Origin of the sequence: Aestuariibaculum sediminum, from assembly GCF_014596945.1 — a bacterium.
Lineage (GTDB): Bacteria > Bacteroidota > Bacteroidia > Flavobacteriales > Flavobacteriaceae > Aestuariibaculum > Aestuariibaculum sediminum.
In genome coordinates, this window is sequence record NZ_JACVXB010000005.1 from 103,776 (window position 1) to 115,905 (window position 12,130).

10 protein-coding genes and 1 riboswitch are annotated in these 12,130 nt (G+C 33.9%); of the genes, 3 read left to right on the forward strand and 7 right to left on the reverse strand.

Annotation, left to right across the window (positions count from 1 at the left end):
- Window positions 1–3 precede the first annotated feature (3 nt).
- Both ICJ83_RS12260 and ICJ83_RS12265 read right to left on the reverse strand, forming a co-directional pair.
- Window positions 4–1,278: an O-acetylhomoserine aminocarboxypropyltransferase/cysteine synthase family protein gene (locus ICJ83_RS12260; protein ID WP_188230694.1), complete on the reverse strand. Its 1,275-nt coding sequence runs from the start codon at window positions 1,276–1,278 to the stop codon at window positions 4–6.
- Between the two features lie 117 nt (window positions 1,279–1,395).
- Window positions 1,396–1,522, reverse strand: a riboswitch (SAM riboswitch).
- 116 nt (window positions 1,523–1,638) lie between these two features.
- Complete coding sequence (locus ICJ83_RS12265) at window positions 1,639–3,189, reverse strand: metallophosphoesterase (protein ID WP_188230695.1); 1,551 nt, start codon at window positions 3,187–3,189, stop codon at window positions 1,639–1,641.
- Window positions 3,190–3,337: 148 nt separating this feature from the next.
- On the opposite strand from ICJ83_RS12265, the gene ICJ83_RS12270 reads away from it, so the two are divergent.
- The 3 genes from ICJ83_RS12270 (at window position 3,338) to ppgK (ending at window position 6,626) form a co-directional block, all read left to right on the forward strand.
- Window positions 3,338–4,513, forward strand: coding sequence for a 2-isopropylmalate synthase (locus ICJ83_RS12270; RefSeq protein ID WP_188230696.1), 1,176 nt, complete (start codon window positions 3,338–3,340; stop codon window positions 4,511–4,513).
- 88 nt (window positions 4,514–4,601) lie between these two features.
- Entirely contained in the window at window positions 4,602–5,720 is a 1,119-nt protein-coding gene (gene leuB / locus ICJ83_RS12275; protein ID WP_188230697.1) for a 3-isopropylmalate dehydrogenase, read from the forward strand.
- A 159-nt stretch (window positions 5,721–5,879) separates the two neighbouring features.
- Window positions 5,880–6,626: a polyphosphate--glucose phosphotransferase gene (gene ppgK, locus ICJ83_RS12280; protein WP_188230698.1), complete on the forward strand. Its 747-nt coding sequence runs from the start codon at window positions 5,880–5,882 to the stop codon at window positions 6,624–6,626.
- On the opposite strand, the gene ICJ83_RS12285 is transcribed toward ppgK, so the two are convergent.
- From ICJ83_RS12285 to ICJ83_RS12305, 5 genes are all read right to left on the reverse strand, one after another.
- The gene (locus tag ICJ83_RS12285; RefSeq protein WP_188230699.1) at window positions 6,623–7,342 is read right to left on the reverse strand and encodes a helix-turn-helix domain-containing protein; all 720 of its coding nucleotides are present in this window, start codon (window positions 7,340–7,342) and stop codon (window positions 6,623–6,625) included. The genes ppgK and ICJ83_RS12285 overlap by 4 nt on opposite strands.
- Window positions 7,343–7,918: 576 nt before the next feature.
- Window positions 7,919–9,193, reverse strand: a complete 1,275-nt coding sequence (gene argH / locus ICJ83_RS12290; protein ID WP_188230700.1) for an argininosuccinate lyase — start codon at window positions 9,191–9,193, stop codon at window positions 7,919–7,921.
- Window positions 9,194–9,298: 105 nt separating this feature from the next.
- Window positions 9,299–10,369, reverse strand: a complete 1,071-nt coding sequence (locus tag ICJ83_RS12295; RefSeq protein WP_188230701.1) for a M20 family metallo-hydrolase — start codon at window positions 10,367–10,369, stop codon at window positions 9,299–9,301.
- A gap of 1 nt (window position 10,370) precedes the next feature.
- Window positions 10,371–11,153 (reverse strand): acetylglutamate kinase, encoded by a 783-nt coding sequence (gene argB, locus ICJ83_RS12300; protein ID WP_188230702.1) that lies wholly within the window; start codon window positions 11,151–11,153, stop codon window positions 10,371–10,373.
- A complete protein-coding gene (locus tag ICJ83_RS12305) occupies window positions 11,146–12,084 on the reverse strand; it encodes a Rossmann-fold NAD(P)-binding domain-containing protein (RefSeq protein ID WP_188230703.1) in 939 nt (312 codons plus the stop codon). The genes argB and ICJ83_RS12305 overlap by 8 nt, the downstream gene beginning before the upstream one ends.
- Window positions 12,085–12,130 lie beyond the last annotated feature (46 nt).

The window sequence follows — 12,130 nt, forward strand, 5'->3', positions numbered from 1 at the left end:
TTTTTAAATTTTGCTGAAAGCTTCCTTTAAATCGGCTTTTAAATCTTCAATATTTTCAATTCCAACAGACAATCGTATTAAATCTGCGGTTACTCCAGCCGACTCTTGCTCTGTCTCTGTTAACTGCTGGTGGGTGGTACTTGCTGGATGAATAATTAAAGATTTGGTATCTCCGATATTTGCTAACAATGAAAATAACTTTGAGTTATCAGCAATGGCTTTAGCTGCATCAAACCCACCTTTAGCTCCAAAGGTAACGATTCCACTTTGTCCTTTTGGTAAATATACTTCCGATAAAGCTTTATATTTACTCGATTCCAATCCCGGATAATTTACCCATGCCACTTCGTCTTGTTGTTCCAGCCATTTTGCCAATGCTAAGGCATTTTCACTATGCTGCTTAATGCGAACAGGAAGCGTTTCTAACCCTTGTAATATTTGAAAGGCATTAAACGGACTTAAAGCTCCGCCAAAATCTCTTAATCCTTCCAAAATTAATTTAAAGGTATAAGATGCTGCTCCTAGGGTTTCGTAATATTTTAATCCGTGATATCCTTCTGAAGGCTCTGTAAATTCAGGAAATTTTCCGCTAGACCAATCGAACGTACCAGCATCGATAATAGCACCACCTAAAGACGTGCCTTGTCCGCCAATATATTTAGTTAACGAATGAATAACGATATTAGCGCCATGTTCTATCGGGTTTAAAAGAGCAGGTGTAGCAACGGTATTATCTACAATAAATGGTACGCCCGCAGCTTTGGCATGTTTTGAAATCGATTTTAAATCTAATACGTCTAATTTCGGGTTTCCTAACGATTCTACAAAAAAGGCTCTGGTATTATCTTGTACTGCTTCAGCAAAATTTTCAGGATTATCGGCATCTACAAAAGTTGTTGTAATACCTAATCTAGGCAAAGTTACTTTAAGTAAATTATAAGTTCCACCATATAAGCTACTACTAGCTACAATATGGTCTCCCGCCTTTAAAAGGGTTAATAAACCTGTTGATATTGCTGATGTACCCGAAGCAAATACTACGGCTCCAACACCACCTTCTAATGCTGCTAGGCGCTCCTGTAATATTTGATTTGTTGGATTATTAAGTCGGGTATAGATAAACCCTAATTCTTTTAACGAAAACAAGTTAGCCGCATGATCGGAATTATTAAAAACATAGGAAGAAGTTTGATAAATAGGTATAGCTCTTGTTCCTCCATTTGCTTTAAAATCGTGCCCTGCATGCAAAGCATTAGTTTCTAATTTTTGTGTACTCATTTTTCTAATTTTTTTAGTTAATAAATAATTAAACCAAAAGCCAAATGCATCAAATTTTATTGATGTACTTATTTAGAAAAATGTTATAAGAAATATAAATTACGGATGTAATTTTTTACGTTATCTATCCAAATATTCCAAAAATAGTAAATTTTAGAATTGGGTAGAATGTAGCACCTTCTTTACAGGTAAAGGGTTGCTAAGGCTTCAATGGGTCTAATCCCTCCACCTTTCTTGATAACATTTCAATAAGTTTTTGAACTTTATATATGCAAATATTCAATTATCAAAACGGAAAAACCTAATTTTTTTAAAAGAATTTTTATTTTTTTTTATTTTTTTACCAAAGGCCAACCAACATTAACGATTCATTCGCATGTCCTCGAATTTTTTCTGAATCACCAAACCTATTGGCTTGTTTTGAATTTTAGACTCTAACCATGAAATGATATCCAAATATAAAAACGCACGACTTTGATGCGGGTCATTTTCATATTGCTTTAATTTTTTATGAAGTTTAATAAATTCATTTTTAACCTCATGAGGGTAAATATCACCCAAGCCGCGTAAAAATTTAATAAACTCTTTTTGAACTTCATATAAGTCTTCCATTTTTATTAAAAACTTATAAGTACTTCGTATTAAAGCATCTAAATTATAATCCATCCCGGCTTCGTAATGGGCTACTAAATTTAAAATTCTTGAAAAACACAATAAATCCTCTCGCATCTGTAATGACCTATTACTTATAATTTTATCGAGGAAGTAGATGCATTTTTTAATTTCACCAGCACCAAAATACATACTGGCTATTTTATAATAAAACACCATTACGTGGTGTTCATCTATTCGATCCTTATAATTTTTTAATTTATCAAGCACCTCATCTATTAGGGGCAAACCTTCTTTAAAACTACCTTCAATAAAATGTAAATTAAATTTATTGTTGTACACATAAAGAAATGTTAGGCCATCTACATTATCGTCTATCGGAAACCATTTTTCTTTAGTAATCGACTCTAAACGCTCCAAAGTTTCTTTAAATTTATCATAATGTCTTAAATAAAATAAAGCCTCGAGCAAATAATGATTCCCTCTCAAGAAAAACACAGGATTTAAAACCATCATATCGCGGTTATCATAAAACAAGTCAACCCATTTGGTGGCATATTTATAACTAGATAGAAAATCGAGCATTAAAAAACTGTACCATAAATTTGCTTTGTACAGCCATAATTTTTCTCTGAAACCCAATTTTTCAATATCAAATTTTGGCATTCGGGCATTGTAGTACTTAATAATTCGGGTACTTTCTTTAGCATTTTTTACATAACCTGTTTTTAAAAACTGACCATAGAGCTGCAGTGATAAATTTGACAATTTACTAGCAATTACATTCTGCTGACTCAACTCCTTAGCTTGTATAGCAAGCTCATCGGCTCGATTACTTAAACTTCGTGTTATGTATTGCGACTCTATTATTTTTTCAAATTCTACAATTTCATAAGCCACATTTTTTTCTTCGTTAACAATGGCCAGATTTTTCGCCTTATCAAGAATTTTTAAACTTTGCTTATACAACCCTTTATGGTATAAAATGGTTGCAAAATCTAACTGCTCCCGAATTTGAATACGAATGGTTTGATGTGAAGGGTTTAATCTTAAACTAATTAAAATTTGCTTGTATAAATGCGCCTTTAAGTTAGAAAGCTGTTCCTTTTTTACTACTCCTTTTTTAAGAATCGCAGCTTCATCGTAAGCGGGCAATTTATCGAGAATATTGAAAAGGGTTAAAAATTTAGAGTCTTCATTAACTCCCAATCGACCAACATATAGCTTGAACTGGCGTTTTTCTGACTTAGAAAGCGATTTTACCAATACAAACAAATTATCTTTTTGTTCTTTTGTCATAGTTATAAAAACAGTTTTAAAATACTGATTTTCAGTTAAATAAATAAACTAGTATTCAGTTAAACATCGTAAAATAATATTGGCCTATTATCCTTTTAAAAAACCAAAGTATACATTCGTAATACAAAATGAAAATTTATTTTACTAAATGACTAATACAAACGTTCAAATTTTTGACACAACACTTCGCGATGGCGAGCAAGTACCAGGCTGTAAATTAAACACCGAACAAAAATTAATCATAGCAGAACAGCTTGATCAATTGGGTGTTGATATTATTGAAGCTGGTTTCCCTGTTTCTAGTCCAGGCGATTTTAAATCGGTAGAAGCCATTTCTAAAATTGTAAAAAATGCTACAGTTTGTGGTTTAACACGTTCTGTTGAAAACGATATTAAAGTTGCTGCCGAAGCACTAAAATACGCTAAAAAACCAAGAATTCATACAGGTATCGGAACTTCTGATTCCCACATAAAATATAAGTTTAAATCGAATCAAGAAGATATTATAGAGCGTGCTGTTAAAGCAGTAAGCTATGCCAAATCTTTTGTAGAGGATGTAGAGTTTTATGCTGAAGATGCTGGAAGAACCGATAATGCTTATTTAGCGCGAGTTTGTGAGGAAGTGATAAAAGCAGGAGCAACAGTACTTAATATTCCAGATACAACAGGTTATTGTTTACCTAGTGAATATGGTGCAAAAATTAAATATTTAAAAGAAAATGTAAAAGACATCGACAAGGCCATAATTTCTTGCCATTGCCATAACGATTTAGGGCTAGCAACTGCCAACTCTATTGAAGGAGTTATAAATGGAGCTCGACAAATTGAGTGTACTATAAATGGTATTGGAGAGCGTGCAGGAAATACAGCTTTAGAAGAGGTTGTTATGATTTTAAAGCAGCACCCTTATTTAGGTTTAGATACCAATATAAATACCGAAATGCTATATGGATTAAGCCAACTAGTTTCGGATAACATGGGTATTTATACTCAGCCTAATAAAGCAATTGTAGGTGCTAACGCATTCGCGCACAGTTCAGGTATTCATCAGGATGGGGTAATTAAAAATCGTGAAACATACGAAATTATAGACCCGAAAGCTGTCGGTGTTACGGAATCTGCCATCGTACTAACTGCCAGAAGCGGTAGAGCAGCATTAGCTTATAGAGCAAAAAACATCGGATATGAATTAACTAAACTTCAGTTGGATGAAATCTATCAGAACTTTTTAGATTTTGCCGATAAGAAAAAGGAAGTTGAAGATAACGACATCCATTATATTATAGAAAATAGCAGAATTTATAAAGAAATAATTTCTGCTTAATAAAATGGAATGACCTACGAGAGGTTGTAATCTAACAACTTAAAAAAATAGGTCATTCCATTTTATAAACACAACACATTTAAACAACATGAAATTAAATATTGCTGTTTTACCTGGCGATGGTGCAGGACCCGAAGTTATAGCGCAGGCCGTAAAGGTCTTAAAAGCTATAGCTATGGAATTTAATCATGTATTTAATTTCACTAACGGCATTGTTGGAGCCTCTGCTATAGATAAAACTGGGTCGCCACTTCCTGAAGAAACGATTACCCTTTGTGAAAATTCTGACGCTGTTTTATTCGGTGCTATTGGAAATACATCATATGATTTAGACCCAAACACAAAAATCAGACCCGAACAAGGTTTATTGGGATTAAGAAAATCTTTAGGCTTGTACGCAAACATAAGACCCGTAATTGCTTATGAAGATTTATTGAATAAATCATCTCTTAAAAAAAGACAAATTAAGGATACCGATATTCTTATTTATCGTGAATTAACAGGTGGTATTTATTTTGGTGACAAGATATTATCGCAAGATGGTAACAAAGCCAGTGACATTTGCGAATATAATCGATACGAAATTGAACGCATCGCTCATTTAGCCTTTAAAGCAGCTCAAACCAGAAAAGGGAAATTAGCTCTAGTAGACAAGGCCAATGTACTTGAAAGTTCTCGTCTATGGCGCCGAGTTGTGCAAGAATTAGCTCCACAATATCCAGATGTAAATGTAGACTACCTATTTATCGATAACGCAGCCGTAGAACTTATAATTAATCCGAGACAGTTTGATGTGATATTAACCGAAAATATGTTTGGCGATATTTTATCTGAAGAGGCCAGTGTTATTGTTGGTTCTATTGGCTTACTTGCTTCCGCATCGATAGGTGAAAAACATGCCATGTTTGAACCAATTCACGGAGCATATACTAAAGGCGCAAATAAAGGAATTGCTAACCCCATCGCATCTATATTATCTGCAGCAATGCTTTTAGAACATTTTGGATTAGATGATGAAGCAGCATTAGTAAGAGAAGGTGTAGATAAATCAATTAAGCTTCAAATTACAACCCCTGATTTAAACACAAAATACGACCATATAACTACGACCAAAGTTGGCGATTTCATTGAAGATTTTATTAATAATCCAGATGAAACCAACTTAAACTTTACCAATATACATTTAGGGCAATCGACAATTATTTAATTATTTTGAGTTAGTCACCAAAAATTAAACTTTTTGTAGTCCTGTAAAGCGCATAGAATCTATGCGCTTTACTTTTTTTTAGCGGGAATATTAGTTGTCATCCGCTTTTTATTTCAATTTAACTTTGTATCTTTTTCACTCCAACTAAAAAATTAAAAAATGGAAATATTAGGCATTGACATAGGCGGCTCTGGAATGAAAGGTGCAATTATAGATTCTAATACAGGTGAATTGCTTACTGAACGCCATCGTATACCTACGCCAAAATCTCGTAAACCAGAAGCTATGGCAAAAACATTTAAGGCCATTGTTGAGCATTTTAATTATAAAGGCCCAGTAGGCTGCGGATTTCCAACTATTGTTAAAAAAGGTATTTGTCATGCCCATGGAAATCTTCATAAAAGTTGGCTAGGTATAAATGCTGAAACGCTATTTTCTGAAACAATAAGCATGCCCGTTACCGTAATAAATGATGCCGATGCGGCGGGATATGCCGTTATGAATTACGGTATTGGTAAAGACATGACTGGCCTAGTAATAATGATTACCATAGGTACAGGATTGGGAAGTGGCGTATTTTTTAATGGCGAATTAATTCCAAATTTCGAATTAGGACAAATTCCTTATAAAAAATATGAAAAGATAGAACTTTATGCGGCTGCTTCCATAAAGGAACGCAAAAACTTAAGTTTTAAAAAATGGGGAAAACGTTTTAATATTTTCTTAGAACTTGTTGAAACTATTTTTTGTCCAGACCATATTATCTTAGGCGGTGGGACATCGAAGGATTTTGACGAATTTAAAAAGTGGATAAAAATTGACACACCTGTTACGCCTGCGGAATTAGGTAATCATGCCGGTTTAATTGGAGCTGCAGTAGCCACTATGCATCCGTTGGGGCATTAATTAAACTCTACACGTTTCCAAATTTCATCATATATATTATTAACACCCTTTAGAAATAATAAATCGTCCTTAATTTCATATTCAAAAGAGTTTGTAATTCCTTTATAATTTCGCAACGCAGGATTGGTATATAATATTTTCTCAATATAAATGTTCTTTTCAATTTTGTAAGAACCCACAAAATCTGCAAAAAGAGTACTGTCTTTAACTTTCATTTCTGTTACTGTAAAAGTTCCTTTAGAAATCACTTTAATTCGACTCTTGCCAAACCCTTCAACATTTGTAGAAATAAGACTATCCTTTCCACAAAGCTGCCAAGTACCTTCGATTTCTGCGAGTAATTCCTTTTGTTGGCAGCTAGCATTTAAACCAAAAAGACATAAAAAAATGAATAAAGGTGCTGTTAAAATCAATAATTTTCTCATGGTATTTGTTTTTAAGTTAAATAAATCTTTGATGTACCATAAAATAGAATGTTTATTAACCTCTAAACTTTCATTGTCTTCATCGCAATTTTGTTCTGAGATTTCGAAAAAATCAAATTCTAGAATATTAGATATTTTTCTAATTGTATAAGCTCTTGGTTTTACAATACCCGATTCAATACGCTGAATTGTTCGAACTGAGACATTACATTTTTCAGCGACTTCTTCTTGAGTCAATCCCTTTGAAGTCCTTACCTCAATTAACTTTTTTCCAAAATTTAGTTTTGCCATTCTAATTTTATTTATGACCAATTTATATTGAACTTGAAACTTTTCAAAAAATATGTACGGTATTATTAACGACATTAACCCGACATTTCTAAATATTATTACTACTACCTTATTGAAAGTATTTTTTTAAATTCATGTAAGACAAGGCTTAAATATAATTATAGAATGGATATTGAAATAAAATATTGATGACTAATTTTTTAAATGCGATAAAAGAATAAAATTTATAGGCTTTCCTGGAAAACTTCACTAATTCTCTATTCAATTAAAAAGTAATGTTGAAGTTGTTAATGTTTTAGACAACGAACATAAACTTACATTGTACCATTTCTTATTAGAAATTACTGCAAAACAAAATGATGATTTTTTTTCTTTATATGAATTAGAAAATAAAGCATAGCCATAGTTGCGTTTTCTTTTTATAATGAAAATAGAAAGGAAAAAAAGTATTTAAATACAGTAAATTCTAGTGAAAAGTAGTTTAAGAATGAACCTTTTATTTCAAACAAAAAAAATCACATCAAACCCGTTTTGCTTAATGTGATTTTTCGTTACTCTTAATATGACTTTTAAAAATTACTTCGGAAACTTCGCCTGAATTTTATCCAAACTTAAATTATGTATACTACCAACGTGGGTATGCTTTTTTGAGGTATCTGGCACATAAGTCCCATCTTGAACCTGTCCGCCTATTTTTTGGTATGCTTCTCTAAAAGTTTGACCTTCAACAACGAGGGTATTGATGTTATCTACTGTGAACAAATATTTGTATTTCTCGTCGTTAATATCAACATCTTTTACAATGATTTGCTGAATGGAATAATTGTAAATATCCAGAATATCTTTAATTTCTTCAAAAGCAGCAATCATATTTTCTTTTAATAACTGAAAATCTCTGTGATAACCACTTGGTAAATTATTAGTAATTAAAACCATCTCGGTTTGTAACGCCTGAATTTTATTGCATTTGCCTCTAATAAGTTCAAAAACATCCGGATTCTTTTTATGTGGCATAATACTACTTCCTGTTGTTAATTCATCTGGAAAAGAAATAAACCCGAAATTCTGACTCATATACAAACAAGTATCCATAGCAAAACGAGCCAAAGTATTAGCCAAACTGCCCAATGCTACCGAAATGGTACGCTCGTTTTTGCCTCTACCCATTTGTGCTGCTACCACATTATATTTTAGCGTCGCAAAATCCATTTCTTTAGTAGTAAACTCTCGATCTATAGGAAATGAACTTCCGTAACCTGCCGCCGAACCTAACGGATTTTGATCTACCGTTTTAATGGCGGCATCAATTAAAAACACATCGTCTATCATTTGCTCTGCATACGCCGAAAACCACAAACCAAAGGACGATGGCATGGCCACCTGTAAATGCGTATAACCCGGTAAAACTTTATCTTTATAAACCTCGGCTTGACTCAGTAAGGTATCGAAAAGTGTTTTAACCTTTTCTCTAACTAAGCTTAAATTCTCTTTATAATATAAATGACATGCCACTAAAACTTGGTCGTTTCTGGAACGCGCGGTATGGATTTTTTTACCAACATCGCCCAAAGTAGCAGTTAATTCGTATTCAATTTTAGAATGTACATCTTCAAACTGGTCATCTATAACAAACTCTCCGGCTTCAATTTCATTGGCCAATACTTCCAAACCACCTAGGAGTTGCTCCAATTCTATCGTGGTTAGTATACCTATTTTATGAAGCATTTTAGCATGTGCTTTCGATGCTATAACGTCGTATTTTGCAATATGAATATCGATTTCTCTGTCGTTTCCAACGGTAAATTGTTCTACTTTTTTATCGATTGATATGCCTTTATCCCAAAGTTTCATTTCTGTAAATTTTTAATTCTTAAACATTTGAAGCAAGAATCAAGACCGCTTCGCTTATAGATTAAAGACTAATTTGTCTTGACATTTTCTTCTTGGTTCATTACTCTATTCAACAATTACCCTATTCAACAATTCTATGTAAATATCTATACCTTCTTCAATTTCGTTTAGATAAATAAATTCATCAGCAGAATGCGAACGGGTACTATCGCCAGGTCCTAATTTTAACGACGGACAACTTAATACTGCCTGGTCCGATAAGGTCGGCGACCCATAAGTGGTTCTTCCCATCGCAACACCTTCTTTTACTAATGGATGATCTACTGGAATACTTGATGAATTTAATCGTAAGCTTCTTGGCTTAATACTGGCACAAGGCGATTGATCCTGTAAAATTTTTGCTATCTCGGCGTTGCTGTAAGCATCATTCACCCGAACATCAACCACCAAATCGACATGACCTGGCACAACATTATGTTGCGAGCCAGCATTAATCTGTGTTACGGTTAATTTTACATCGCCTAAAGCTTCAGAACTTTTTTCGAACTTAAAATCTTTAAACCATTTTAAAACTTCTATAGTGTTGTAAATGGCATTATTATCGTTAGGATGCGCTGCGTGGCTGGGCGTTCCCTCAACCACGGCATCAAAAACTACAAGCCCTTTTTCTGCTATTGCCAAATTCATCAAGGTGGGTTCACCAACTATAGCCACTTCTACTTTAGGAATAATAGGCAACATACTGTTCAGTCCGTTTGGCCCACTGCTTTCTTCTTCGGCAGAGGCAACAATAACTAAGTTATATTTTAAGTTTTCAGTATTGTAAAAATAGGTAAAGGTTGCTATTAACGACACTAAGCAACCGCCTGCATCATTACTACCCAACCCGTACAATTTGCCATCTTCTACAATGGCCTTAAACGGGTCTTTTGTATACTTACTGTTAGGTTTTACTGTATCGTGGTGGGAATTTAACAGTAAAGTTGGTTTGCTGGCATCGAAATATTTATTAACAGCCCAAACATTGTTTTGGGTGCGTTTATAATCAATATTATAATTTTTAAACCACGCTTCGATATGTAATGCTGTTTGATCTTCTTCCGACGAAAAAGATTGAGTTTCTATTAACTGTTTTAACAGATTGATTGCATCTATTTTTAATTCCTGGGGAGTCATATTACAAAGTTATGGTTGTAAAATTATCATTTTCCTGCGTTAACATAGATGTATTTCCCATATTTATATTGGAAACACCATGATTTAACGCGTCGAAACAATTTTCCATTTTTGGCAACATACCATCGGCAATGATACCTTGCTCTAAAAGCGCTTTGTATAATTTAGTGTCAATGTGTTTAATAACTGAATTTTTATCGTTTATGTCTTCTAAAACACCATTAAGTTCAAAACAATAATAAATAGAAGTTTCGTATAATTCGCTCATACCAATCGCTATTTGCGATGTTATGGTATCAGCATTTGTGTTTAATAACTGACCGTTACCATCGTGGGTAATGGCGCAAAATACAGGTGTAAAATTGGCTTCAATTAACTTATTCACCGAATGCGAGTCAACCGATTTTACGTCGCCAACAAAGCCGAAATCGATGTCTTTTACAGGACGCCTATCAGAGGTAATGCTATTGGCATCTGCACCTGTTAATCCAATTGCATTAATGTTTAACGCCTGTAATCGGGCTACGACATTTTTATTTACAAGACCACCATAAACCATGGTAATGACTTCTAAGGTTTCGGCATCAGTAATGCGGCGTCCATTTACCATTTTCGATTCAATGCCCAATTTTGATGCGATATGCGTCGCACGTTTTCCGCCACCGTGAACTAATATTTTTTTTCCTTTTAGGTTTGCAAACAGTTTTAAAAATGCTTGCAAGGCCGAAGCATCTTCAATAATATTCCCCCCTATTTTTACTATGGATAATTTTTCTTTAGGCATTTTCTAATATTTTTTTAAGCACTAATTGTGCGGCATAAGTTCTGTTATTAGCTTGCTGAATAACAATAGAACTATCGCTATCAAGAACCGCATCTTCAACAATTACATTGCGTCTTACCGGCAAACAGTGCATAAACTTGGCATCTCCTATTTTTTCTTTGGTAATCATCCAATTCGGGTCGGTATTATTTACTTTACCGTAATCGTCGTAGCTACTCCAGTTTTTAACATAGATAAAATCGGCGTCTTTAAAAGCTTCCTCTTGATTATTAATTATAGGGGTACTACCAACTATTTCTGGCGATAAATTATAGCCTTCGGGGTTTGTAATCACAAAATCGACATCCATTTTTTGCATAGCCTGAGCAAAGCTGTTCGCCACGGCATGGGGCAGAGCCTTGACATGCGGTGCCCAACTAAGCACAACTTTAGGTCTTTCTTTTTGCTTATGTTCTGAAATGGTAATCGCATCGGTTAACCCCTGCAATGGATGTCCAGTTGCGCTTTCCATATTTACAAGTGGCACAGAGGCATATTTTTTAAATGCATTTAACACCTCTTCACTTTCATCCTTCACTTTATCGGTTAAAGTTGGAAATGCCCTAACGGCAATTATATCGCAATATTGCGACACTACTGCGGCAGCTTCTTTAATGTGCTCGGCAGTATTGCCATTCATTACTGTACCATCTCCAAATTCTATGCCCCAAGCATCACCTGAAACATTCATAACTATAGGATTCATGCCTAAATTTAAAGCTGCTTTTTGAGTACTTAACCTCGTGCGTAAGCTGGAATTAAAAAATAACAACCCAAGGGTTTTATTACGTCCTAATTCTAAATGTTTTAACGGTGTTAATTTCAACGCTTTCGCTTCCTCAATCCAAGAATTGATGTTATCGATATCGTGTATGGAGGTGTAATGTTTCATTGTTTTAATTTTGATTTCCTATTGTTATAAACCATTAAGATTTTGA

What these genes read in the sequence shown, in the direction of transcription:
- ICJ83_RS12260 (WP_188230694.1), bottom strand. Translation starts at nt 1,278, where the DNA reads ATGAGTACACAAAAATTAGAAACTAATGCTTTGCATGCAGGGCACGAT.
- ICJ83_RS12305 (WP_188230703.1), bottom strand. Translation starts at nt 12,084, where the DNA reads ATGAAACATTACACCTCCATACACGATATCGATAACATCAATTCTTGG.
- argB (WP_188230702.1), bottom strand. Translation starts at nt 11,153, where the DNA reads ATGCCTAAAGAAAAATTATCCATAGTAAAAATAGGGGGGAATATTATT.
- ICJ83_RS12265 (WP_188230695.1), bottom strand. Translation starts at nt 3,189, where the DNA reads ATGACAAAAGAACAAAAAGATAATTTGTTTGTATTGGTAAAATCGCTT.
- ICJ83_RS12285 (WP_188230699.1), bottom strand. Translation starts at nt 7,342, where the DNA reads ATGGCAAAACTAAATTTTGGAAAAAAGTTAATTGAGGTAAGGACTTCA.
- ppgK (WP_188230698.1), top strand. Translation starts at nt 5,880, where the DNA reads ATGGAAATATTAGGCATTGACATAGGCGGCTCTGGAATGAAAGGTGCA.
- argH (WP_188230700.1), bottom strand. Translation starts at nt 9,193, where the DNA reads ATGAAACTTTGGGATAAAGGCATATCAATCGATAAAAAAGTAGAACAA.
- leuB (WP_188230697.1), top strand. Translation starts at nt 4,602, where the DNA reads ATGAAATTAAATATTGCTGTTTTACCTGGCGATGGTGCAGGACCCGAA.
- ICJ83_RS12270 (WP_188230696.1), top strand. Translation starts at nt 3,338, where the DNA reads ATGACTAATACAAACGTTCAAATTTTTGACACAACACTTCGCGATGGC.
- ICJ83_RS12295 (WP_188230701.1), bottom strand. Translation starts at nt 10,369, where the DNA reads ATGACTCCCCAGGAATTAAAAATAGATGCAATCAATCTGTTAAAACAG.